This window comes from Picosynechococcus sp. PCC 11901, assembly GCF_005577135.1.
Taxonomy (GTDB): domain Bacteria; phylum Cyanobacteriota; class Cyanobacteriia; order Cyanobacteriales; family MRBY01; genus MRBY01.
In genome coordinates this window covers 1,582,292-1,604,469 of record NZ_CP040360.1, presented here as the reverse complement: position 1 = coordinate 1,604,469, position 22,178 = coordinate 1,582,292, and the positions used below count along the sequence as shown (strand labels likewise).

At 49.7% G+C, this 22,178-nt stretch carries 25 protein-coding genes; 16 read left to right on the top strand and 9 right to left on the bottom strand.

Going from position 1 to position 22,178, the window contains the following annotated elements; genetic code table 11:
• Nucleotides 1-34 precede the first annotated feature (34 nt).
• Nucleotides 35-799 carry a DUF502 domain-containing protein gene (locus FEK30_RS08760; protein ID WP_030007843.1) on the bottom strand — a complete coding sequence of 255 codons (765 nt, stop codon included), beginning with the start codon at nt 797-799 and terminating at the stop codon, nt 35-37.
• Nucleotides 800-1,056: 257 nt separating this feature from the next.
• On the bottom strand, nt 1,057-1,884 hold the full coding sequence (locus tag FEK30_RS08755) for an HpsJ family protein (RefSeq protein ID WP_099238053.1): 828 nt from the start codon (nt 1,882-1,884) through the stop codon (nt 1,057-1,059).
• A gap of 95 nt (nt 1,885-1,979) precedes the next feature.
• On the opposite strand from FEK30_RS08755, the gene pgl reads away from it, so the two are divergent.
• From pgl to FEK30_RS08720, 7 genes are all read left to right on the top strand, one after another.
• Entirely contained in the window at nt 1,980-2,738 is a 759-nt protein-coding gene (gene pgl / locus FEK30_RS08750; protein ID WP_138072940.1) for a 6-phosphogluconolactonase, read from the top strand.
• Nucleotides 2,739-2,775: 37 nt separating this feature from the next.
• Entirely contained in the window at nt 2,776-3,585 is an 810-nt protein-coding gene (locus FEK30_RS08745; RefSeq protein ID WP_138072939.1) for a double zinc ribbon and FHA domain-containing protein, read from the top strand.
• A gap of 210 nt (nt 3,586-3,795) precedes the next feature.
• Nucleotides 3,796-4,914 carry an NADH-quinone oxidoreductase subunit NuoH gene (gene nuoH / locus FEK30_RS08740; RefSeq protein ID WP_030007840.1) on the top strand — a complete coding sequence of 373 codons (1,119 nt, stop codon included), beginning with the start codon at nt 3,796-3,798 and terminating at the stop codon, nt 4,912-4,914.
• A 51-nt stretch (nt 4,915-4,965) separates the two neighbouring features.
• Nucleotides 4,966-5,577 carry an NAD(P)H-quinone oxidoreductase subunit I gene (ndhI, locus tag FEK30_RS08735; protein ID WP_062433090.1) on the top strand — a complete coding sequence of 204 codons (612 nt, stop codon included), beginning with the start codon at nt 4,966-4,968 and terminating at the stop codon, nt 5,575-5,577.
• 62 nt (nt 5,578-5,639) lie between these two features.
• A complete protein-coding gene (locus FEK30_RS08730; protein ID WP_138072938.1) occupies nt 5,640-6,257 on the top strand; it encodes an NADH-quinone oxidoreductase subunit J in 618 nt (205 codons plus the stop codon).
• Between the two features lie 22 nt (nt 6,258-6,279).
• Complete coding sequence (nuoK, locus tag FEK30_RS08725; RefSeq protein WP_198158715.1) at nt 6,280-6,585, top strand: NADH-quinone oxidoreductase subunit NuoK; 306 nt, start codon at nt 6,280-6,282, stop codon at nt 6,583-6,585.
• 250 nt (nt 6,586-6,835) lie between these two features.
• Nucleotides 6,836-8,302 carry a glycosyl hydrolase family 57 gene (locus FEK30_RS08720; RefSeq protein WP_138072937.1) on the top strand — a complete coding sequence of 489 codons (1,467 nt, stop codon included), beginning with the start codon at nt 6,836-6,838 and terminating at the stop codon, nt 8,300-8,302.
• A 159-nt stretch (nt 8,303-8,461) separates the two neighbouring features.
• On the opposite strand, the gene FEK30_RS08715 is transcribed toward FEK30_RS08720, so the two are convergent.
• Nucleotides 8,462-9,340, bottom strand: coding sequence for an IS982 family transposase (locus FEK30_RS08715; RefSeq protein ID WP_138071026.1), 879 nt, complete (start codon nt 9,338-9,340; stop codon nt 8,462-8,464).
• 101 nt (nt 9,341-9,441) lie between these two features.
• Between FEK30_RS08715 and FEK30_RS08710 the strand changes: the two genes are divergently transcribed.
• From FEK30_RS08710 to FEK30_RS08700, 3 genes are read left to right on the top strand one after another with little or no spacing between them, the layout of a single operon-like run.
• Nucleotides 9,442-10,605 carry a cysteine desulfurase family protein gene (locus FEK30_RS08710; RefSeq protein ID WP_138072935.1) on the top strand — a complete coding sequence of 388 codons (1,164 nt, stop codon included), beginning with the start codon at nt 9,442-9,444 and terminating at the stop codon, nt 10,603-10,605.
• Between the two features lie 14 nt (nt 10,606-10,619).
• On the top strand, nt 10,620-10,958 hold the full coding sequence (locus FEK30_RS08705) for a circadian clock KaiB family protein (protein ID WP_012306548.1): 339 nt from the start codon (nt 10,620-10,622) through the stop codon (nt 10,956-10,958).
• A 52-nt stretch (nt 10,959-11,010) separates the two neighbouring features.
• Entirely contained in the window at nt 11,011-11,871 is an 861-nt protein-coding gene (locus tag FEK30_RS08700) for an ABC transporter permease (RefSeq protein WP_138072934.1), read from the top strand.
• Here the strand turns inward: FEK30_RS08700 and FEK30_RS08695 are convergent.
• Nucleotides 11,868-12,743, bottom strand: a complete 876-nt coding sequence (locus FEK30_RS08695) for a lysophospholipid acyltransferase family protein (protein ID WP_138072932.1) — start codon at nt 12,741-12,743, stop codon at nt 11,868-11,870. The two genes, FEK30_RS08700 and FEK30_RS08695, sit on opposite strands and share 4 nt — an antisense overlap.
• Nucleotides 12,744-12,812: 69 nt before the next feature.
• On the opposite strand from FEK30_RS08695, the gene FEK30_RS08690 reads away from it, so the two are divergent.
• The 4 genes from FEK30_RS08690 to FEK30_RS08675 all read left to right on the top strand — a co-directional run bounded on the left by FEK30_RS08690 (nt 12,813) and on the right by FEK30_RS08675 (nt 16,807).
• Complete coding sequence (locus FEK30_RS08690; protein ID WP_138073777.1) at nt 12,813-13,640, top strand: SDR family oxidoreductase; 828 nt, start codon at nt 12,813-12,815, stop codon at nt 13,638-13,640.
• Nucleotides 13,641-13,688: 48 nt separating this feature from the next.
• Nucleotides 13,689-14,495: an EI24 domain-containing protein gene (locus tag FEK30_RS08685; protein WP_138072930.1), complete on the top strand. Its 807-nt coding sequence runs from the start codon at nt 13,689-13,691 to the stop codon at nt 14,493-14,495.
• A gap of 348 nt (nt 14,496-14,843) precedes the next feature.
• Entirely contained in the window at nt 14,844-15,731 is an 888-nt protein-coding gene (gene crtR, locus FEK30_RS08680; RefSeq protein WP_012306543.1) for a beta-carotene hydroxylase, read from the top strand.
• A 14-nt stretch (nt 15,732-15,745) separates the two neighbouring features.
• A complete protein-coding gene (locus FEK30_RS08675; RefSeq protein WP_012306542.1) occupies nt 15,746-16,807 on the top strand; it encodes an Mrp/NBP35 family ATP-binding protein in 1,062 nt (353 codons plus the stop codon).
• A gap of 114 nt (nt 16,808-16,921) precedes the next feature.
• Here the strand turns inward: FEK30_RS08675 and FEK30_RS08670 are convergent, their stop codons facing one another.
• The 4 genes from FEK30_RS08670 to FEK30_RS08655 form a co-directional block, all read right to left on the bottom strand.
• A complete protein-coding gene (locus FEK30_RS08670) occupies nt 16,922-17,287 on the bottom strand; it encodes a hypothetical protein (RefSeq protein ID WP_138072928.1) in 366 nt (121 codons plus the stop codon).
• Between the two features lie 67 nt (nt 17,288-17,354).
• The gene (locus FEK30_RS08665; RefSeq protein ID WP_012306540.1) at nt 17,355-17,798 is read right to left on the bottom strand and encodes a SufE family protein; all 444 of its coding nucleotides are present in this window, start codon (nt 17,796-17,798) and stop codon (nt 17,355-17,357) included.
• Nucleotides 17,799-17,931: 133 nt separating this feature from the next.
• The gene (locus tag FEK30_RS08660; protein ID WP_138072926.1) at nt 17,932-18,987 is read right to left on the bottom strand and encodes a mitotic spindle assembly checkpoint protein MAD1; all 1,056 of its coding nucleotides are present in this window, start codon (nt 18,985-18,987) and stop codon (nt 17,932-17,934) included.
• A gap of 238 nt (nt 18,988-19,225) precedes the next feature.
• Nucleotides 19,226-19,939, bottom strand: coding sequence for an ABC transporter ATP-binding protein (locus FEK30_RS08655; RefSeq protein ID WP_052349711.1), 714 nt, complete (start codon nt 19,937-19,939; stop codon nt 19,226-19,228).
• A gap of 82 nt (nt 19,940-20,021) precedes the next feature.
• Here FEK30_RS08655 and FEK30_RS08650 point away from each other — a divergent pair, with 82 nt between their 5' ends.
• Both FEK30_RS08650 and bchM read left to right on the top strand, forming a co-directional pair.
• Nucleotides 20,022-20,507 (top strand): CYTH domain-containing protein, encoded by a 486-nt coding sequence (locus FEK30_RS08650; RefSeq protein ID WP_138072924.1) that lies wholly within the window; start codon nt 20,022-20,024, stop codon nt 20,505-20,507.
• Between the two features lie 71 nt (nt 20,508-20,578).
• Nucleotides 20,579-21,274 carry a magnesium protoporphyrin IX methyltransferase gene (gene bchM / locus FEK30_RS08645; protein ID WP_030007827.1) on the top strand — a complete coding sequence of 232 codons (696 nt, stop codon included), beginning with the start codon at nt 20,579-20,581 and terminating at the stop codon, nt 21,272-21,274.
• Between the two features lie 16 nt (nt 21,275-21,290).
• Here bchM and FEK30_RS08640 read toward each other — a convergent pair whose 3' ends face one another.
• A complete protein-coding gene (locus FEK30_RS08640) occupies nt 21,291-22,139 on the bottom strand; it encodes a sulfurtransferase (protein WP_315862717.1) in 849 nt (282 codons plus the stop codon).
• Nucleotides 22,140-22,178 lie beyond the last annotated feature (39 nt).

Genomic DNA, 22,178 nt, shown 5'->3' with positions numbered 1-22,178 from the left:
AGGAAAATCAACGTCACTCAGAGGCACCATTAAACTACACTTCTTCCTCTAGAGAAAGCATATCCGCCTGGGGACTATTCAATTCTTCAAGGGGACGCTCCAATTCACGGGACTTTTTACGGCGGGTCAGATTGAGAGGAATTGTGCCCCGCACTGATTTTCGTTCGGTCTCTGCATCCGGGCTGACAATGCCCCCAGAAATTAAGACTTTAAAGGCATCCTCAATGGACATTGAGAGGTTGATCACATCATCTTCTGGCACCATTGCGTACCAACCAGAGGTGGGGTTTGGAGTCGTCGGAATAAACACACTCAAGAGAGGATCGGCCACCTGGGCCTGTAATTGGGGACTGACTGTTCCTGTGACAAAACCTAGCGTCCAAACACCAGGTCGCGGATATTCCACCATCACTACCCGTCGGAAACGACTCTGGGAATCCCGCAAGAGAGTTTCTAATAGTTGCTTGAGGGTTTTATAAATTGCGCCTGCTAGGGGAATCCCTTGGAGAATTTGTTCCCCCACATCCAACAGCCAACGTCCGACAAAATTTCGTGCCATCAGACCGATCACCAGAATAAATGTCAGGGGAACGGTGATCCCAACGCCAATATTTAAGGCATTGGTCAGGATTGGGTCCAGGCCATCGAACGGATTAATCTGCTTAGGGATTTGCGTCAAAAAATTAATCACCCAAGTCGCAATCGTGATCGTCAACCAAATGGTGGTCGCTAGGGGGATAACAACGAGCAACCCGGCAATCAGATCGTTTTTTAAATCTTGTTTCAGACGTTCTAACACGGTAGGGCGAGGTTTCCTGGTAGGGAGATGGTGGACGAAATGGCGGGAATATGTACAGTGGGTAGTCGTTTTTGTCGGTTTAGGAAATCAGGGAAATTTTGGGGACTAGGGTAGAAAAATAAGTGAAATGTTAAGAAAAAAGACGACGTAATCTATTTTACTGAATTCTTTGGGGTTGCCAACGTGTCTGGGTGCTACTGTGTTGGAAAAAGTGGGGTGACAAGTACCCGTCGAGGTCACCCCAAGCGGGAAAAGTATTATTCGGAATCGGCAGGTGCTTCAGGTTTGGGGGCTTGGGATGGGCTTGTTTTATTGAACCAAGCATTGCGAACGCCAAGCCAACCCACAATCAGATAAGCAATTCCTAACAAGAGACTGCGGATAGTGGTTGGGATAATTTCCTGGAGGACACTGCGGTTGGCTTCTTGGCGCTGTTGTGTCTGGAGTTCAACAACGCTTTGTTGTAATTCTTCTAGCCGCGCATTCAGGGCTTCGGGGTCATTGACGAATGTTTGGTAGTTGAGGAATTCTTGTCTTTGAGCTTCGACTTCGGCGATCTGCTGGGGGGGAACTTGACCAGAGTTGAGGGCTGTTTCAATTTCTTGGATCTGTTGCTCTAGTTGTTGTTTGGCTTCGGGGTTTTGGGCAAGGGCTTGGAGTTGGCTATATTGCTGCTGGACTTGTTGTTCCCGTTGTTGGGTTTCTTGTTCAATTTGGGCGATCGCCTGTTCCCGAATGCCCTGCATATTATCGAGGTGGATAGGGATGAGAATCAAGAAGATCACTCCAAGGACGAGAGAAAAAAGAAAACTTAAAAAACGACCATCTGTAATGGAGGCGCGCAGTTTTGCTGGTTTTCCGGCATTGTCATCTAGCCAACTGCCCAGAAGCAGAGCCACAATCCCAATCAAAGGGTTAAGCCCTCTACCGACTACCTGATTTGTGAAATTAATTTGCCAAGCATTGTCCAGGGGCAGCCACGGGAAGGCGGCAATGACGTAATCAACGAAAGAAGAAATTAACAGTACGCCCCCCAAAATCTTGAGGCTCAGGGACGTAAAAGAAGCAAGGCGAACATTATTCATACTTTATGTATCAGTCAATGGGCGTTTATGGGTGTCACCACTAGAATGACGAGTAACGCTATTTTAGGGGGCATGGTTCGTCCTCTGTAAAGTTTATGACAAAATACCTGGAAATCCTGGATGATAAACCGGAACTCATTAAACGGGCGCTGCGTATTGTCATGGGCCGGATTGAGGAGGCGATCGCCCGTCGTGGTGTCTGTACCATTGCCCTTGCCGGCGGCAGTACCCCCAAACCTTTATACGAAAAATTAGCAGAACAATCCCTCCCCTGGGCGCAACTCAACATTTTCTGGGGAGATGAACGCTATGTGCCCGCCGATCACCCCGATAGTAATCAACGGATGGCCCGGCTCGCCTGGCTGGATCAGGTGCCGATTCCGGAGGGCAATATTCACCCGATGCCGACCGCAGCCGCAGACCCCCAGCAAGATGCAGCGGCCTATGACGCAACGTTGAGAAATTTTTTTGGCGATCGCCCCTGGCCTAGTTTTGATATTGTGCTGTTGGGTATGGGGGATGATGGCCATACTGCTTCGTTATTTCCCCAAACGGCGGCCCTAACCGTTGGCGATCGCCTCATCACCGTCGGCGAGAAACAGGGAGAACCCAGGCTGACCTTTACCGTGCCCCTGATTAATGCTGCCCAGAACATTCTTTTCCTAGTCGCTGGGGAAAATAAACAGGAGGCGCTCCAGAAAATTTTCCATAGCGATGCCGATGGGTTTGCCTATCCCAGTAAACTGATCAACCCAGACCACGGTGTCCTCTGGTGGCTCCTGGATGCTGCTGCTGGCGATCGCCTCGCCCCCGATCAAGCAATCTATCAAACGAAATCTCGCCCAGAGCCTTAAAATAAAACCATTCTTTTCCCTTTGACCACCCACTGTCATGATTAGTTGTCCCAACTGTAACCACCAAAATCCTGACGGCGCTGTCCAATGCGAAGCCTGTTATACCCCCCTCCCCCAAGCATCGGCTTGCCCCCAATGTGGCGCTAGTGTCCAAAGTAATGCCGCCTTCTGTGGTCAATGTGGTTTTAACCTGCAACAGGCCGCTCCCATGGCAGTAACAGAGGAGTTACCCAAAACTGTGGTTCCCAATGCCCCCAGTGCCAGCGCCCCCCCCACAGCTCCCCCTGAGCCCACCCTGGATTTCCCAGAGATTCCCGAAGCAGATTTCCCTGATTTTCCTGATTTTTTCGAGGAAGAAGAAGCCGCTGCCCCTGCCGTTGCCGAATCTCCAGAATTGCCTGATCCTTTCACTTTCGATTTTGAAGAACCAAGCCCTGCCCCAGAGGTGCCGCCAACGCCTACCCCTGCTCCTGCCCCAACCACTGTCCAGGGGTCAATGCAGGCAACCCAAATTCAAGTGCAGACCGCCAGCTTGCTCCATGTGCAAACCCAGGTGGCCTTAGAAATTCCTGAACACCTCGATGTGATTCACATCGGCAAACCGAATGAGACCGTCCCACCAGATATTGATGTTTCTGGTTTTCCGAGTTCTGAAGTGGTATCACGGGTACACGCTGACCTGCGCCAAGAAGCGGGCCTCTACTATATCGAAGACACCGGTAGTTCCAATGGCACCTATATCAACCATGTGCCCCTCCCCGTCGGTAACCGACATCGACTCCGGGCCGGCGATCGCATTGGTTTAGGCAAAGGCGATAAGGTGACGTTTATTTTCCAAATCAGTTAAGGGCGATTTTCCAATCCTGGCGTTTTGCAGTGGCTATTGACGTACCTTGGTTTAGAAAAACTTATCAATAGCCCCTAAAATTCCCTAAGAGGTTCTGATAACGGAGTTTCCCGGAACAACGATATACTAATTCAGTGATGTCACTTTTGTTGGAAATCCCTGCCTCGATACATTCCCTTAACAATCCATCGTGCAGGCCAAAGAACCCCTATGAACTCAGGAATCGATCTTCAAGGTAGTTTTATCGAAACCCTCCAATCCTTTGGGTTGTCCCATGAAATTGCCAAGACTATTTGGCTACCCCTACCGTTGTTACTGATGATTATTGGCGCGACAGTGGGTGTTTTAGTCGTGGTGTGGTTAGAGCGAAAAATTTCAGCGGCAGCCCAACAACGGGTTGGCCCGGAATATGCAGGCCCCCTAGGGGTTTTACAGCCGGTGGCCGATGGTTTAAAGCTGGTTTTTAAAGAAGATGTGGTCCCCGCTAAAACAGATCCCTGGCTCTTTACCCTCGGGCCTGCTCTTGTGGTCATTCCAGTCTTTTTGTCCTATCTCATCGTTCCCTTCGGGCAAAACCTGGTGATTACGGATTTGAACGTGGGGATTTTTCTGTGGATTTCCCTCTCAAGCATCGCTCCCATTGGCCTTTTGATGTCAGGCTACTCTTCCAATAACAAGTATGCGTTACTAGGGGGACTGCGTGCTGCTGCCCAATCAATCAGCTACGAAATTCCCCTGGCCCTGGCTGTATTGGCGATCGCCATGATGTCCAATAGCCTGAGCACCATTGACATTGTTGAACAGCAATCCGGTTACGGCATTTTAGGCTGGAATATTTGGCGACAACCCATTGGCTTCCTCATTTTCTGGATTGCTGCCCTTGCCGAATGTGAACGACTCCCCTTTGACCTACCCGAAGCAGAAGAAGAACTCGTCGCTGGCTACCAAACCGAATATGCTGGGATGAAATTTGGTCTATTCTACGTTGGCTCCTATGTCAACCTCGTACTTTCGGCCCTGATTGTTTCGATTCTCTACCTAGGCGGTTGGGAGTTTCCCATTCCCCTCGATAAGCTTGCCGGTTGGTTAAATGTTGCCCCCAGCACCCCTTGGCTTCAGGTGATCACCGCCTCCTTGGGGATTATTATGACCCTCGTGAAAACCTATGCCCTGGTCTTTATCGCTGTCCTCCTACGCTGGACTTTACCGCGGGTACGCATTGACCAACTCTTGAACTTTGGCTGGAAGTTTCTCCTCCCCGTTGCCCTCGTTAACCTATTGCTCACGGCGGCCCTAAAACTTGCTTTCCCCATTGCTTTTGGGGGCTAAAGCTTCGCCGTTTCTTTCTCCTTTTTTGTTGATCTTCCCACCCTATGTCCTATGTTTAAAATCCTCAAACAAGTCGGTGACTATGCCAAGGATGCAGCCCAGGCAGCGAAGTATATTGGCCAGGGTCTCTCGGTAACTTTTGATCACATGCGGCGACGCCCCGTGACAGTGCAATATCCCTACGAGAAGCTGATTCCCTCAGAACGGTTCCGCGGCAGAATTCACTTTGAATTCGATAAATGTATTGCCTGTGAAGTCTGTGTAAGAGTTTGTCCGATCAATCTCCCCGTCGTGGATTGGGAATTTGATAAAAGTATCAAAAAGAAAACCCTCAAGCATTACAGCATCGACTTTGGGGTTTGTATCTTCTGCGGTAACTGTGTCGAATACTGCCCCACCAATTGTCTATCGATGACAGAAGAATATGAGCTGGCCACCTACGATCGCCATGAATTGAACTACGATAATGTGGCCCTGGGTCGTCTGCCCTACAAAGTCACCCAAGATCCGATGGTGACCCCCCTCCGGGAGTTGGCCTACTTGCCCCAAGGTGTCATTGACCCCCATGATCTTCCCCAAGGCAGTCAGCGGGCTGGCGAGCATCCAGAGGATATTCTCGAACGCTTACAGGCCAAAAAGCAACAAGAAACAGCAGATCAATAAAGCCAAGATAGGCTAAGCAAGATTAGTGCAGGTGTGAATTTAGCAGGAGTTTTAAAAAAACTGTGAATTTAGCAGAAGGTGTTCAAATTGTTTCGTTCGTCATCCTCATGGTGATGATGCTGGGGTCAGCCCTTGGGGTTGTGCTCTTTGAAAATATTGTCTACTCAGCGTTCCTGCTGGGGGGCGTGTTTATCAGTATTTCTGGGTTCTATATTCTGTTAAATGCGGATTTCGTCGCGGCAGCCCAGGTCTTGATTTATGTCGGGGCGATTAATGTTTTGATCTTATTCGCCATCATGTTGGTGAATAAAAAAGAAGACTTCAGTCAGATGCCTGGTCGTCTCCTTCGTCAGGGGGCAACGGCTCTGGTCTGCTTGGGTCTTTTCGCCCTCCTTGGCACGATGGTTTTGGTAACTCCTTGGGAATTGTCAGCGATTTCTCCGGCAGCAGTGGGCAATTCTGTGGTGGCGATCGCCAAACATTTCTTTAGCGATTTCCTCCTGCCTTTTGAACTAGCTTCAGTGCTCCTCCTCATTGCTATGGTGGGCGCGATTATCCTGGCCCGTCGCGATATTATTCCTGAGATTACAACCACAGAAGAAGGGAGTACTGGCCTCCAACTCCCAGAGCGTCCCCGGGAGCTCGCTGGCGCAAATAGCCCCAAATCCAAACAAAACTAAGCTTTTCTTGACACCCATGCAAATTCAACTCGAATACATCCTGGTTCTCGCTGCCGCCCTATTTTGCATCGGCATTTACGGTTTAGTGACCAGTCGCAATGCCGTCCGCGTGTTGATGTCCATTGAGCTATTGCTAAACTCCGTCAATCTCAACTTTATGGGCTTTTCTAACTTCCTCGATCCCGGCGAAATCAAAGGACAAGTCTTTACCGTCTTTGTTCTGACTGTTGCTGCTGCCGAAGCCGCCGTGGGTTTAGCGATTATCCTTGCCATTTACCGCAACCGCAACACCATCGATATGGAACAGTTTAATTTGCTGAAATGGTAGCCCTTTAAAAACCAAGCAAAGTTAATAAACTTCATCTTTTTGAGAGGGATCAGTCCACTGGTCTCTCTTTTTTTCTTCACAAAACATAAGGTTATCAAATAATAACAAGATAAACTAAAACTTAAACTTAACTCCCAAAGGATTGAGATAACATTAAGACCACGACAGCACAAACGACCTTGTGGGATTGACCGTAGCGATCTTCAAGCATCGTCCCGTGATTGCGATAAAGATATATAAGGAAAAATACATGGTTTCGACACTTTCTCCTCAAGCAACCCAATTACCCAATATTTGCGGTCAGGAGCAGGAAATTTCAGAGATTGTCAATCATCACGAAAAAATCTTTCTCGATCGGAGTGATCTCAATCTTGATCAAGTCAAGGCTGGGTTTGCCTGCGCCCTTCATATGCACCAACCCACCATTCCCGCCGGAACCGATGGCGCACTCATTTGCAACTTGCAGCACATGATGGAAAATCCCCATGATGGTGATAACCACAATGCCACAGTGTTTGCTTGGTGCTACAGCCGCATGGGAGAGTTTATCCCTGAGCTAGTAGCTGCAGGCTGTAGCCCCCGGATTATGTTGGATTATTCTGGCAACCTGCTCTGGGGTCTACGGCAAATGGGCCGGGAAGATGTCCTCGATAACCTTAAGAAAATCACCACAGATGCCCGTTATCAGCCCTATGTGGAATGGCTAGGGACTATGTGGAGCCATGCGGTAGCCCCTTCGACGCCTATTCCTGATTTAAAATTGCAAATTCAGGCCTGGCAGCATTATTTTGCAGAAATTTTTGGGGTCGAAGCCCTGAAGCGGGTTAAGGGATTTTCGCCCCCAGAAATGCACCTCCCCAATCATCCGGATACGCTATTTGAATACATTAAAGCCCTCAAGGAATGTGGTTATCGTTGGTTGTTAGTGCAAGAACATTCCGTGGAGCGTTTGGACGGTTCTGGTTTACACCATGATGATAAATATCTCCCCAATCGTCTGGTGGTGAAAAATTCCCGGGGCGAAGAAATCAGCATTACGGCACTGATTAAAACCCAGGGGTCTGATACGAAGCTGGTGGCCCAGATGCAACCTTATTACGAAGCCAAGAGTCGCGATCGCCAAGAATTAGCGGGTCAATCAGTGCCCTGTTTAGTTTCCCAGATCGCCGATGGGGAAAATGGCGGCGTGATGATGAATGAGTTTCCTGGAGGTTATCTCCCGGCTTGGCATGACATTAAAAATGACGGTAGTGTTGTCGGTTTTAATGGCACGGAATATCTTGAACTCCTAGAAGCGAAGGGTATTACCGAAGCCGATTATCCAGTGTGTCAGGCGGTGGGCCAGGCGAAGATTTGGGCAAGACTAGAGGCCGAAAATCAAGATGTTACGCCGGAAACTGTCAATCAGGCGATCGCCTATTTAAATGAACATGACCACCAATTCCATGTGGATGGCGCTTCCTGGACAAATGATCTCAGTTGGGTCAAGGGTTATGAAAATGTCCTGGAGCCGATGAACGAACTGAGCGCTAAATTCCACGAAAAATATGACCGCCTCGTGGCCGAAGATCCCAGCGTAACGCAAACAGAAGCTTATCAACGATCTCTGTTGTATTTGCTGTTGGTGGAAACCAGTTGTTTCCGCTATTGGGGCCAGGGCACTTGGACGGACTACGCCCGGAAGCTCTACAGTGATGGGCTTGCAAGTTTGGCTTAGGGTTTGTACTAGAGTGATGTGATGGCGAAACTCTTCTGGTCTTGGACTGGGGGAGTTTTTTCTTGTTGCGACTTTGGCTTATGCTGGGATACTCCCTTGGTCGCACGGGCTGACGGGTTGGCCTTAATTTGCGTATGCTAAGGGAAACGTGAGTTCGGGTTAAGCCGAAGGCTGTAATGCCCAGTCTAACTGTAGCGAGGGCTTTTTCGGCTGATGGCAGTAGGCGATTAAGCCACAAAGTATATTCACAAAGCAATTCACCGGACTACGATGGCGGGAATGCTCAATTTGTGAAATATTCTTTAACTGGTCAATCACTGTCTCAATAATGAAGCGCTTTCTCGATAATAATTTATCTGTCAAACGCATTAATCTGTTCTTCATGTTGCGTTTTGGCTTCGCAAAAAACTCAATCCCATAGGTTTCCCGTAACTTCTCCGTTAACGGTTGAGAAACGTAGCCTCTGTCTGCAAAGACTTTGCCAAATAATTGCTGCACTAACTCCTCTACGGGTTTTCTGTCATCTACATTACCTGCGGTGATTTGAACATTGAGCAACTCTCCCAGTTCATTGACCACTAAATGAAGCTTAAAACCATAGAACCAACCCACGGAAGTTTTGCCGAGAGCCACAAGACCATCAAAGACCTTGTGACTGTGAATACGCCTACTGTGACAGACTTTTAGGCTTGTCGCATCAATGAAACTGATACCTGTGCAGCTCCCGAAACAATGCTTTAAATACACACATAAAGGCACAATCGTCGAAGGTATCCACTCGATAAAACGCTGATAGCTGACGAGGTGTGGAAAGGCTTCTCGCCAATGTTGACAAACATACTTTTCGTAGAAATGTTTGAAATTACGGTAGGATTCGCGATGAAAGGAGATCAAGATTGTCAGAATTTCGCTGAGGCATAAACGACGGGAGCGAAGTCGAGTCACTGTACCGCCTTGAATTAACTCTTGATGCCAGAGAGGCTCAAAGATTTGACAGAAGTCATCCACATTACAGAAAAGTTCTTCTAGACTAGACATGGGGTGAGTAGATTGGTTTAGTTTGGACACTTCCAGACTACTCTACCCCTCTTCCCTTATCCCGAACTCACGTTAAGGGAACCATTGAGCGATCGCCCACCATGCAAATTTACCTTGATTACAGCGCAACAACGCCCCCCCATCCCTTGGTGATCCAGCGGGTGCAAGAAGTCTGTGGCCAAACCTGGGGCAACCCCTCAAGCTTACATGGTTGGGGCAATCGAGCCGCTACTCTCCTGGAAATGGCGCGGATGCAAGTGGCGAGCCTCATTGGTGCAGCGAACCCCGATGAAATTATTTTTACGGCGGGGGGTACCGAAGCCGATAACCTGGCGATTTTTGGCATTACCGATCAGTACCGAGAGCCGCAACATTTGATTATTTCCCAGGTGGAACATCCGGCGATCGCCAAGGCCGCAGATTTCCTCACAACCCAAGGCTGGCAAGTGACACGCCTCGGAGTTAATCGTCGTGGCCAAGTAGATCCTCAGGATCTAGAAAAGGCGATTCAAGCCAACACGGTTTTAATTTCGGTGATCTATGGCCAGAGCGAAGTGGGCACCATTCAACCCATTGCGGAACTGGGGGCGATCGCCAAAAAACATCACATTACCTTTCACACCGACGCCGTTCAGGCCGTAGGACGCATTCCCATTGATCTCCGCCAGCTTCCCGTGGATTTGCTTTCCCTGTCTGGGCACAAAATCTATGGCCTCCAGGGAGCTGGTGCGTTGTATGTGCGCGACGGTATTAAACTTCAGCCCCGACTCTATGGCGGCGGCCAAGAACACAATTTACGTTCCGGCACTCAAAATTTACCCGGCATCGTTGCTTTGGGCATGGCCGCTGAACTCGCCGAGGAAACCATGGCCCAAGAAATTGAGCGCTTGAGTCGCCTCCGCAATTTTTTGTTAAACCGAGGGAGCAGTAGCCAACACCTGCAAATTACAGGCGATCGCCATGCCCGCTTACCCCACCATGTCAGTTTTGCCTTGCGCCAAGATTCGTCCCTCCTGGGCCTAACCGGGAAAACCCTCGTGCGTCAAATGAACCTCGCTGGCATCGGTATTAGTGCGGGGTCTGCCTGCCATAGCGGTAAACTCAATCCCAGCATAACCCTCAAGGCGATGGGCTATAGCGATCAAGAGGCTCTCTCCGGGATTCGCTTAACCCTAGGTACACAAACTCAAATGGAAGATATAGAATGGACGGCGATCGCCCTCGAACAAATTTTGCAGCGACAACCTACCGTGCTTCTGGCATAACCTGACCCAAATACATGGCTTCTGACTTCTCTAAGGATCCCTCCCCGCGGCTAGATCCAAGCCCTCCCATCCACCACAAACAAAATGAATTCTATGTGCTTTATCTCTACGTTGCTGGCAGTAATAGCCATTCCCGCTGGGCGATCAACGAACTAGAAAGCATTTGCAGCGAATATCTGCCCGGACGCCACGAAATCCGGATCATTGATATTTACGAGCACCCCGATCTCGCTGAATCAGAACGGATTGTTGCGACCCCGACTCTGATCAAAAAATTGCCGCCCCCCTTGCGAAAGTTTATCGGCGATTTATCCGATCGAGAAAGTATTCTGATTGGTTTAGATATTTGGTAAAAGCCATGGGGAGAGACCGCCCAACCGCTATACTGACAGACGTTCTGTTTTAATGTGGGCTGTTATGGCAGGGGAAAATCCTGAGGCAAAACTTTCGCGTCGCCTGGCCTTGGTGGGGGTGACGCTTACCGGGCTATTTGTGGCGATCGCCATCGGCGCACCCTTATTAGAAAATGTCGGCTGGCTGAAAGACCCCCTCGATTCCCTTAGTTTCCCGATCCATAGTCCTCCTAGTTGGAACCATTGGTTTGGCACCAGTCGCCAGGGTTACGATGTTTTGTCCCGCACTCTCTTTGGTACCCAGGCAGCCCTTAAGGTAGTGCTGCTAGCCACGAGTCTCAGTTTAATAATCGGCGTTCCCCTGGGGATGGTGAGTGGATATTTTGGTGGCAAGGTAGACCGGGTGCTGCTGTTTTTAATGGATACGATTTATACCCTACCGGGATTGCTGTTGTCCGTTACCCTCGCCTTTGTGGTGGGCAAAGGGGTCATTAATGCGGCGATCGCCTTGAGCATTTCCTATGTGCCCCAATATTTTCGTCTTGTCCGCAACCGCACTACCAGCGCCAAAACAGAACTGTTTATCGAAGCAGCCCAGGCCATGGGCGCAACGCCGAGGCGAATTTTGTCGAAATATTTGTTTCTCAATGTAATCCAGAGTGTACCGGTACTGTTTACCCTCAATGCTGCCGATGCGATTTTAATCCTGGGGGGATTAGGTTTTTTGGGTTTAGGTTTGCCCGATGGCACGCCGGAATGGGGCCATGATTTGCGCCTCGCCCTCGATGCTTTGCCAACGGGGATTTGGTGGACGGCGCTGTTTCCGGGATTAACGATGACCCTGATGGTGATGGGTTTATCTTTGCTGGGGGAAGGCTTAAACACCTGGCTAAATCCTGCGAACCGCCGCTAGGGACAACTTTTAGGGCGAGATTCGACCTCAGCGATTAATTGGTCTAATTCCCGTTGCATTTCCCCTAAAACCCGCTGATAGCAGGCTTCAACATAGGGGCGATCGCCCGCCGCGGCCCGGCCATATTTTTCAAAGCGAATTGGTGGACAAACCCGCGTATACATTTTTGTCGGCAAGGGAAAGTTGGGTAGGGGGCCAAAGGCGACACCCCAGGGTAAACCGAGATAAATAGGAAAGACTTCTGGGTCGATGTTAAATAGCCACGGCAGGTTAAACGCTTTTAAAAATCCTTTAAGGGGTTCGTAGATATCTTCAATGACAAAAATACTGTCGTGGGCGCCCCAGGAAATCAGCGGCACAATGGGCACCCCCTGGCGCAGGGCCAGTTTAATAAATCCCCGCCGCTCGGCAAAATAAATCTGATTTCTTTGGGCATGGGGCCGGAAGACATCTTGGCCACCTCCGGGATAGACAAGGACATTGGCCCCGGATTTCAAAGCGGCGATCGCCATTTTCGGGTGGGCCTGCACTGCCCCTGTTTTGACCGCAATTTTCGCTAATTCTGGGAAAGCGAGCCAAATATTGCGATGCATCAGACCATAGGTGGGCCTTTCAACTCCATACCGCCGAAACCAGTCATACATCATCATCCACATATCCGGCGCCGCAAGGCCGCCATTGTGGGAACCAACCCCTAACACCGGCTCAGCCGTCGGTAAATTTTCCCAGCCACTGGTTTCTACCCGAAAATAAAATTTGTAGAGCCACTCCCAGAGGGGCAGCAAACGCCGGATAGTTTCTGGGTCACGCCCCTCAAGAGACCAGCCATCCAAAGGCGGATCCAGGGGCGGAAATGGCGGAAAAAGGGGCATAATAGCGACAAAACAAGACTTTACAATGCTTAAAATTATGGCACGGTTTGTTAAGGAGGAATTCCCTTGGTGAAAATTGCAATTATTGGCTGTGGCTATGTGGGCCAGGCGATCGCCAAGCAGTGGACAACGGCGGGTCATCAAGTGACCGTGACAACAACGACCCCCGAAAAAGTCTCCCAGTTACAAGGGATTGCTCACCAGGTGAAAGTCCTCAGCGGCGATCAACCAGAAGCCCTCCAGGAGCTTTGTGAAGGCCAAGATGTCATTCTTTTGGCCGTGGGTTCAAAGGGGCGCACCGAAGCAAATTATCGGCAGGCTTATCTCAAAACGGCCCAAAACCTCGCCCAGGCCCTCACCCATAACGACACCGTTAAACAGGTGATTTATACCAGCAGCTACGCCATCGTCGGCAATCACCACGGTGCTTGGGTTGATGAAAAGACCCCCGACAAACCACCTCATGTTTTTGCAGAAATTCTTTTGGCAACGGAACAAACCCTAAAGGCGATCGCCACAGAGGCGCGGCAAGTTTGCATTTTGCGTTTGGGGGGAATCTATGGTGAAGGGCGGGAAATTAAAAAAATTTTCCAACGGGCCATGGGCCAGGTTCGACCTGGTGACGGCAGCGAATATGGTAACTGGATTCATTTAGCAGATATTGTGGCAGCGATCGAGTTTGCCCAGATCCATAATCTGAACGGTTTATTCAATCTGGTTTGTGATGAACCACTGCCCCGGCGGGAATTACTCTCTCGTTTGGCCGAAAAATATGCCCTGGCCCCAGTACGTTGGGATGCGAGCCAACCCTCTGATCGCCCCTTAAATGTGCGTGTATCTAACCAAAAATTAAAAAATTTAGGGTTTACATTCCGCCATCCGACCATTGAAGTTTAGATTGAAAGACAGAGCATTACGACCCAAGGTAGAGTTGACCCGAAAAATATGCCCATTGACTTCATTCGGGGGGCCAGTTACCCGTTCCGCGCCGCGAGATTTTTTTCCCGTCACCCGAAGCTTCTCCAATATTTAGCGATTCCCCTTGGCGTTAATGTCGTGCTGGGGGGATTGCTCTATACTTTTTCTTTGCGCTGGGCTTGGCGGACGGCGGGGGCTGGCTACACTTGGATTAGCACCAGTCTGATTGGTTTAATTGATCGCTTACCTCCTTGGTTGCAGTGGTTAGATTACGGCGCAAATTTTCTGGGAGGGTTGTTAGGCCTGATTTTCATTGCGGCAGTGTTTATTGCTGTGGGACTGCTGCTGGTGCAGTTTGGCGTTATTCTTGGTGCCCCTTGGTATGGCCAACTCTCAGAACAGATTGAAAAACTCCGCACCAGTCGCCTGGAAATTATTGAAGTGGGTATTCTCCGCGATATTGGCCGCGCCATTCTCTTTGAACTAAAAAAATTAGCCTTGGTTTTGGCGATCGCCCCTTTGTTGTTTGGGATCAACTTTTTGCCGGGGATTGGTAGCGTACTGTCCTCCCTGGGAGGCTTGGCGGTGACTTTAACGATCATTTGCCTTGATTTTTTCGATGCCACCCTTGAGAGAAGGCGCTTTACATTTCGTCAAAAGTTACGGCAAGTTTACCGGGCCTTGCCGGGTAGTGCGGGGTTTGGGCTGGTTTGTCTAGGGTTGATCAGCCTACCTTTTCTCAATCTCGTGACAATTCCCCTCTGCGTTGCCTCTGGGACTTTGTTTGTGTGCGATCGCCTGTTGCCAAAGCTAAATCCCCCAGCCAGTGACTAGGAACCGAGGACATGACACTCTCTTAAATTCTTCCCAATGCAGGAAAATCGATTGTTTATCAATCACGTCACGGAACATTAATCCTCTTAATTGTCAAACTCCACGAGGCGATCGCCACGGAAGAAGACGATAAACTTCAGAAAGTAACCGTGGACTTGGTATTTTACAAACGCAGCGAAGCAGCAAATGGCTAGCTTGAAATTAGCCTAGAAACGTTGAATTACAAGCATTTTTTGTTTTTTTCTAAACAGTGTTTATGGCACATCAAGGTTTATGAATTAGCCTTAAGTATTGTAAACTACCCAAGGATTAACCAAATTTCACAGACATCGAGGAGAACAGGAGCTTATGACGGCGGCGGCAGCGTCATCATTGGTAATGTCAAGGGAGTATTTGCGTCCCCCTGGTGGGATGAACCCCAATGTGTGGATGGTCATCATCGCAGTAGGATTGATCGCCACCTCCGTGGGAGGCTATTGGTTTTGGGGTTGGTATGACTGGATTTGCTTCCTAGAAAACGTTTTAGCGCTGCACCTTGCGGGAACGGTGATCCACGATGCGTCCCACCGTGCCGCCCATAGCAACCGTGCGGTCAATACCATCTTGGGCCATGCCAGTGCCCTAATGCTGGGATTTGCTTTTCCGGTCTTTACCCGAGTCCATCTGCAGCACCACGCCCATGTCAATGATCCTGAAAATGATCCGGATCATTTCGTTTCGACTGGCGGCCCCCTCTGGATGATTGCAGCCCGTTTTTTCTACCACGAAATCTTTTTCTTTAAGCGTCGTCTGTGGAAAAATTACGAGTTACTGGAGTGGTTCCTTAGCCGTGCTTTTTTAGGGGTCATTGTCTACCTGGGCATCCAGTATGGTTTTATTGGCTACATCATGAATTTTTGGTTTGTCCCGGCCCTGGTGGTTGGTATTGCCCTGGGTTTGTTCTTTGATTATTTACCCCATCGTCCCTTTGAAGAACGCGATCGCTGGAAAAATGCCAGGGTTTACCCAAGCAAGCTTCTCAATCTTTTGATCCTTGGGCAAAATTACCACCTGGTTCATCACCTGTGGCCCTCGATTCCTTGGTATAAGTATCAACCCGCCTATTACTACATCAAGCCCCTGTTAGATCAAAAAGGTTCTCCCCAATCATTAGGACTGCTCCAGGGAAAAGATTTTCTCAGTTTCCTCTACGATATTTTTGTGGGCATTCGCCTGCACCACAAACCCAAATCCTAAATTTTCCTGAAGTTATGGCTGATACCCAAGCAATTCTGGCTGCCCTCCGTCCCGTTCAAGATCCTGAGCTTCAAAAAAGCCTGGTGGATCTCAATATGATCCGCAATGTTTCTGTGGAGAATGGTACGGTGAAATTCACCCTGGTGCTCACAACGCCCGCTTGTCCCCTCAAGGAATTTATCGTCGAGGAGTGCAAAAATGCTGTGCTGCCTTTACCTGGGGTAAACGCTGTGGATGTGGAAGTCACCGCCGAAACGCCTCAACAGAAAGCACTGCCCAACCAACAGGGCATTGATAACGTCAAAAATATCATTGCTATCTCCAGCGGCAAAGGGGGCGTTGGTAAAAGTAGCGTTGCGGTGAATGTGGCGATCGCCCTCGCCCAAACTGGTGCAAAAGTCGGCCTCTTGGATGCAGATATCTACGGGCCAAATGTGCCGAACATGATGGGCATTGGTGAAGTAGAGATTAAGGTCGATAAAACAGGCGGCCAAGATATTCTCCAGCCAGAATTTAACCACGGGGTCAAACTCGTTTCCATGGCGTTCCTGATTGACCCAGACCAACCAGTGATTTGGCGAGGGCCGATGCTCAACGGCATCATTCGTCAGTTTCTCTACCAGGTGAACTGGGGCGAACTGGACTATCTCATCGTTGATATGCCCCCTGGTACGGGTGATGCCCAACTAACGATGGCCCAGGCGGTGCCCATGGCCGGTGCTGTCATTGTCACCACCCCCCAAACCGTTTCTCTCCTAGACTCGCGCCGGGGCCTCAAAATGTTCCAGCAAATGGGAGTGAATGTGCTGGGAATTGTTGAAAATATGAGCTACTTTATCCCGCCGGATCTGCCAGATCGCCAATATGACCTGTTTGGCTCTGGGGGCGGCGAAAAAACCGCGAACGAATTGGATGTGCCTCTCCTCGGCTGCATTCCCCTAGAAATTGCGCTCCGGGAAGGGGGCGACACTGGTACACCGATTGTGGTCGCCCAACCAGAATCTGCTTCGGCTAAGGCTCTGGTCTCCATCGCTAAGGCGATCGCCGCGAAAGTTTCTGTGGCGGCCCTCGCTTAAATTGAACCCCTAAATCATCCAACTGATCGGCATAAAAAAAGGGGGCCAATGCCCCCGGTTTTTTAGTGAATATTTCTGAAAATCACCGTCGAAAATCGCAATAATGCTTAAAGATTAGCGGTTGATTTTCTTCGCCATGTTACGGAACATGTCCATGCTGCTGTCGACCTTCAGGTTAGGACGAGGTGCTGCCGGGGTAATGGGAGTGCTGGCGGTTTCAGAAGAAGCCTTGGTTGCTTCCGTTGTCTGGGATACAGCTTGTTGATTTTTGTTCAATTTACGGGCGACCTCCGAGGAGACTTGGGTGACGACGGTCGCGCCCCCTTGACCCTTAAGTTTCGGGAAAGTCCGCTTAATGGTTACGGATTTCTTCATCAATTCGGTGTCACCAAGGGTCTGAGCTTCTTCAAAGTCGAGGAAGTAATCACTCTTAGGAGCTTCGTTCTTTTTCTTGCCGCCAAATAAGCCAAAAAGTGCCATAGGATTTAAATTTTCTTTTTTTAACAAACAACATTACTTGTTGTAAATGATATCAAAATTTTCTCATTTATGAGTTGGAACTCGCTTCTAACCCCACTTCAAAGCCCCTTGCTTTTTTTTGCATCATTTTAAAAATGTTGTAAAAACCGTTGGCCCTAGACGGCGTTAGGCTCACATTCAATCCCGTTTCTGCGATGAAGTCTGGGGTGACCGCTAGGATCTCGGCAGGCGATAAACCATTTAAACCTGTAATCAGTAGGCCCACCAATCCTTTCACGAGCTGGGCGTCAGAATCCCCGTGGTAAGTCACTTTGCCCGCTTCGTAGTCTGCTGTGATAAAGACCTGGGAAACGCAACCATGGACTTTATTGTTGGCGTTTTTCTCACTGTCGGCCATGGGCTCGAGCTTGTTGGCGTACCACAAAAGCTGTTGATATTTTTGTTTGGGATCTGTTTTTCGCTTAAACCGACTGACGATCTTTTCGAGGTTTGCAGGTAACGTTCTAGGCATAATCACTTAAAAATAAACGTCGATAAAATTTGCAACTTCTATTGTTAAATATTGTGACAAAAAAAGATTGGCGATCGCCACTGGGTCAATCACCAACGGGGTCTTAGGGAGACCCAATATTTTAGGACAGCAATTAGTTCCGTAAAAAGGCTGGTAGATCCACCACTGCCGCAGACATCGGCCGCTTCTGGCTCCGGGGACTGTTGAGGGTCGGCGCTGGCCAGTTGTGGTTGGTTTCTGCTTTGGCCGGGGTGCCCATGGGCGCACTGACCCGTCGTTTTGTCACTGGGGGGGTAATCCGTAGGGCGGCCTTTAGGCTCATGGTGGGCTTCAGGATTGAAGCGGCCCCGGCGGATTCTTCCATTTCTTCAATTTCTTCTTCGAGGGCCGCTAACTGACGATCCAGGTCAGCTTCGGTATTTGGATCTGCTTTGGCGATCGCCGGCCTTGTTGGCTCGGTTGCCGCTGTTTCCGGCTCAGACCAGGGTTGAATATTCGACGCCTTGGGCATGGAAGCTTCCCCGGTCGCCAAATCGTTTTCGACGGGAATATCCGCACATTCATCTAGGGCTGATTTGTACTGTAAGGTGTAGCGTTGTTGCCGCTGGAGTCGCACCTGGAGATCCTTAATTTCCTGTTCGGCGGCGAATAGTTTTTGCTGCTGCTCGTTATAGGCTTCCTGGAGGAGGGCACATTCGCGTTCGATTTTCGCCAACTGTGTTTGGCTAGTTTGGAATTTGTATTCTAGTTCTGCGAGCATCTCTTGGTATTGGCGGGCATTTTGTTTGGCTTGTTCGAGTTCTTGCCCCAACTGACTGAGCTGTTGCTGGCTCGTATTCAGTTCGTCACTCTGCTGGGTAATGAGGCTGTCGGCGCTGCGGGAACGGATAATGTGTGCCTGGAGTTTTTCTTGGGATTCGGCCAAAGCTTCTTCGAGTTGAACAACGGTTTTGACCAGTTCGCGGTTGTGCTGCCTTAGTTTGTGGGCAATGACATAGCCATCGGCGTTGGGATTCGGTTTCGGAATCGTCGGGCTAGGACTCACAGACTCTGGTTGTTGTTTTTCAGAATGACCCGGATCTACGGCACTGGTCGCTTCGGTCTCGGGGGCCTGGGGCGGAGACTGATTGAGGTTCGCTTCGGTCTCGGGGGGCGTGGGCTCTGGCGAGGGGAAGTTAAAGTTGCTCATAGTTGTGCTGATGTAGACGGGACGCGAAAGGAAAACAGGAGAGGCAATGGGGTTTTGCTCTGCAGTGTAACAAGGGATTTGGCCGACTTTGACAAAATTTGCGAATTTTATCGTTTTTTTAATGGACTTATCCCCAAGGAATCATGGTGGTGGGATAGGGCTCCCCAAAGTCTTGTCCCAAGTGTATCTGAATTGAACCATGGCGATCGCCAAATTGCATACCACTCCCGTAGGATTCTTAGGGGCTTGGGGCCAGGGCCACTTGGATCATTTCCGCAGGACTGAGGTTTGGGTGGGTAATACTGCCATCCCGGAGCCAGATAATCCGCTTGGTTTGCCGGGCCACTTCCGTTTCGTGGGTGACCATCACCACGCTCATGCCGTCGTCGTGGAGGGTCTGAAATAACGCTAAGATTTCTTGGGTGGTTCGGGAATCTAAAGCCCCGGTGGGTTCGTCCGCTAGCAGTAGCAAGGGTTTATTTACAATCGCCCTGGCGATCGCCACCCGTTGTTGTTGTCCCCCAGAGAGTTGGTTCGGACGATTATAGAGACGACTGCCCAAACCGACTTTGGTTAAAGCGGCGACGGCCCGGTCCCGCCGTTCATGGGGAGGAACATTGCCATAAACCATCGGCAAAATCACATTTTCAAGGGCGCTCATCTGGGGCAAGAGATGAAATTGCTGGAAAACAAAGCCAATATTGCGATTCCGGATGGTGGCCAGTTGGCGATCGCTGAGGGTGGCGACATTTTGGCCATCGAGGAAATAATCGCCACTGGTGGGCTGATCGAGGCAACCAATGATGTTCATCAGGGTTGATTTGCCGGAACCCGACGCTCCCATAATGGCGCAATATTCTCCCGCTTGGATGCTGAGTTTTACCTGTTTGAGGGCATAGATTTGGGTGTCCCCTTGGCCGTAAATCTTGGAGAGATTATGAATTTCGATCATTGATTTTTGTTGGCGATCGCACAGTTGATCTTCATTCTAGGCCACAATCTTTGGGGTCTGCCGCTGTGGAGGTTTTTACGCTATGCCCCAAGAAATTGAACGGAAATTTCTCGTCATCGGCGATCGCTGGCGGGATCTGGCCCCAGGAATTCCCTATCGCCAAGGCTATCTCCAACGGACGCCCGAAAAAACGGTGCGGGTGCGCATTGCCGGGGAGCAGGCTTTTTTGACCATTAAAGGTAAAACCGAGGGGATTGGGCGCTTGGAATTTGAATACCCAATTCCCTTGATCGAAGCCCTAGAAATGCTAGAACATCTTGGCGATCGCCCCCAGATCGAAAAAATCCGCTACCGCATTCCCCTCGATAATTTCCTCTGGGAAGTCGATGAATTTCTCGGCGAGAACCAAGGCTTAATCCTGGCAGAAATTGAACTGACAGATGCTGATCAACCCTTCCCAAAACCCAATTGGATTGGCCCTGAAGTGAGCCACGAGCCCCGCTATTACAACGCCAACCTCGTTAGCTATCCCTACTGTCAATGGTCTTCCACAGAACAATCACCCTAGGGTTTCCCAAAGCTGCTACATTATTGGATCGATAACAAAATCCTTTAATTTTTTTCTAAATCCAAAGCGCCATGACCTCCTCCCTCAATGACAAAACCATCGTCAAAGATTATTTCAATGCCAAGGGCTTTGACCGTTGGCGGCGCATCTATGGTGACGGGGATGTCAACAAAGTCCAGGCTGATATCCGCGTCGGGCACCAACAGACCATTGATAAGGTGGTGGCTTGGCTCAAGGCCGATCAAAATCTCAACCTCAGAAGCATTTGTGATGCTGGCTGTGGGGTCGGTAGCCTCAGTATTCCCCTCATGGAGGCCGATGCCCGCTCAATCTATGCCAGCGATATTTCTGAAAAAATGGTCGGTGAAGCCCAGGAACGGGCCGTAAAAATCTTTGGCAACACCCCTAATCTAAAGTTTGAAACCAAAGATCTCGAAAGCATCAGCGGCAAATACAATACAGTGATTTGCTTAGATGTGCTGATCCACTACCCTACCGAGGATGCAGCAAAGATGATTGCCCACTTGGCATCCCTCAGTGAAGATCGCTTGATCTTGAGCTTTGCGCCGAAAACGTTTTGGTTGACGATCCTCAAGAAAATTGGTGAATTCTTCCCTGGCCCCAGCAAGACTACCCGCGCCTACCAACACAAGGAACAGGATATCCGCCAAATCTTAATTGATAATGGTTTTGCGATCGCCCGCACCGAAATGACCAGTACCCGTTTTTATTATTCCCGTTTGTTGGAAGCGGTTCGCCTCCGGTAATATTGCCTGAAATTTCCTAAGGAGACTTTGTATCGAACGAGGGGGCTACGTAGGAACACCAATCACTCCAGCCCCCAGGGTACAGTTTCAAATTATGGTGGCCCGTCAGCTCCAAAGACAGCCAATTGACGCAGGCCGTGACCCCGGAGCCACAATACAGCACGATCTCTTGATTAGGGGATAGGTTTTCCCAGAGGGTTTGTTGCACTTCCGGCGGTTGAGCGAACCCTTGGGCATCGGTAACTTGTTTCCAGGGGACATTGAGCGCCCCAGGAATATGGCCAGCAATTGGATCGATGGGTTCAAGTTTGCCCAAATAGCGATCGCCATCCCGGGCATCGATCGCCAGCCGTTGATTGTCCGTCGCAATCAGTAAATCCTGACGATTAACCACCAATTGAGGTTGGGGATTTGGCTCAAATTGGCCGGGTTTAAACCCAGGAATATCAGTGTCAATTGGCGCTTGGGCAGTCTGCCAGGCCGGAAACCCGCCATCTAACAGGCGGGCTTTGTCGTGGCCATAGTATTTGAGCAACCACCAAAACCGCGCCCCAAAAGCACAGTAAAAGTCGTCATAGATAATCACTTCGGTGCGATTGCGCTCAATGCCGAGGCGAGAAAGTAACGAAACAAAAGCTTCTGGGTCAGGCAAAGGATGACGCCCCCCATGTTGTTGCACAGGGCCAGAGAGATCCCGATCCAAATGCAGGTAATAGGCCCCAGGAATATGGCCTTGTTGGTATTGCGTTTCCCCCCAGGTCGGATCATTGAGCCGAAAGCGACAATCGACAATGACAAGGTTGGGATCAGCTAGGCGATCGCCCAATTGATCAACGGTGATGAAATGGGAAGATAAACGGGGCATCAGATGTTTAACGATATGTAAATAATTCTGTTGCCGCTG

What these genes read in the sequence shown, in the direction of transcription:
- FEK30_RS08660 (WP_138072926.1), bottom strand. Translation starts at nt 18,987, where the DNA reads ATGAGCAACTTTAACTTCCCCTCGCCAGAGCCCACGCCCCCCGAGACC.
- FEK30_RS08665 (WP_012306540.1), bottom strand. Translation starts at nt 17,798, where the DNA reads ATGCCTAGAACGTTACCTGCAAACCTCGAAAAGATCGTCAGTCGGTTT.
- FEK30_RS08755 (WP_099238053.1), bottom strand. Translation starts at nt 1,884, where the DNA reads ATGAATAATGTTCGCCTTGCTTCTTTTACGTCCCTGAGCCTCAAGATT.
- FEK30_RS08695 (WP_138072932.1), bottom strand. Translation starts at nt 12,743, where the DNA reads ATGCCCCTTTTTCCGCCATTTCCGCCCCTGGATCCGCCTTTGGATGGC.
- FEK30_RS08700 (WP_138072934.1), top strand. Translation starts at nt 11,011, where the DNA reads ATGTGGGCTGTTATGGCAGGGGAAAATCCTGAGGCAAAACTTTCGCGT.
- nuoH (WP_030007840.1), top strand. Translation starts at nt 3,796, where the DNA reads ATGAACTCAGGAATCGATCTTCAAGGTAGTTTTATCGAAACCCTCCAA.
- FEK30_RS08720 (WP_138072937.1), top strand. Translation starts at nt 6,836, where the DNA reads ATGGTTTCGACACTTTCTCCTCAAGCAACCCAATTACCCAATATTTGC.
- FEK30_RS08640 (WP_315862717.1), bottom strand. Translation starts at nt 22,139, where the DNA reads ATGCCCCGTTTATCTTCCCATTTCATCACCGTTGATCAATTGGGCGAT.
- FEK30_RS08715 (WP_138071026.1), bottom strand. Translation starts at nt 9,340, where the DNA reads ATGTCTAGTCTAGAAGAACTTTTCTGTAATGTGGATGACTTCTGTCAA.
- ndhI (WP_062433090.1), top strand. Translation starts at nt 4,966, where the DNA reads ATGTTTAAAATCCTCAAACAAGTCGGTGACTATGCCAAGGATGCAGCC.
- FEK30_RS08655 (WP_052349711.1), bottom strand. Translation starts at nt 19,939, where the DNA reads ATGATCGAAATTCATAATCTCTCCAAGATTTACGGCCAAGGGGACACC.
- FEK30_RS08705 (WP_012306548.1), top strand. Translation starts at nt 10,620, where the DNA reads ATGGCTTCTGACTTCTCTAAGGATCCCTCCCCGCGGCTAGATCCAAGC.
- FEK30_RS08675 (WP_012306542.1), top strand. Translation starts at nt 15,746, where the DNA reads ATGGCTGATACCCAAGCAATTCTGGCTGCCCTCCGTCCCGTTCAAGAT.
- FEK30_RS08710 (WP_138072935.1), top strand. Translation starts at nt 9,442, where the DNA reads ATGCAAATTTACCTTGATTACAGCGCAACAACGCCCCCCCATCCCTTG.
- FEK30_RS08650 (WP_138072924.1), top strand. Translation starts at nt 20,022, where the DNA reads ATGCCCCAAGAAATTGAACGGAAATTTCTCGTCATCGGCGATCGCTGG.
- FEK30_RS08745 (WP_138072939.1), top strand. Translation starts at nt 2,776, where the DNA reads ATGATTAGTTGTCCCAACTGTAACCACCAAAATCCTGACGGCGCTGTC.
- FEK30_RS08670 (WP_138072928.1), bottom strand. Translation starts at nt 17,287, where the DNA reads ATGGCACTTTTTGGCTTATTTGGCGGCAAGAAAAAGAACGAAGCTCCT.
- bchM (WP_030007827.1), top strand. Translation starts at nt 20,579, where the DNA reads ATGACCTCCTCCCTCAATGACAAAACCATCGTCAAAGATTATTTCAAT.
- crtR (WP_012306543.1), top strand. Translation starts at nt 14,844, where the DNA reads ATGACGGCGGCGGCAGCGTCATCATTGGTAATGTCAAGGGAGTATTTG.
- pgl (WP_138072940.1), top strand. Translation starts at nt 1,980, where the DNA reads ATGACAAAATACCTGGAAATCCTGGATGATAAACCGGAACTCATTAAA.
- FEK30_RS08685 (WP_138072930.1), top strand. Translation starts at nt 13,689, where the DNA reads ATGCCCATTGACTTCATTCGGGGGGCCAGTTACCCGTTCCGCGCCGCG.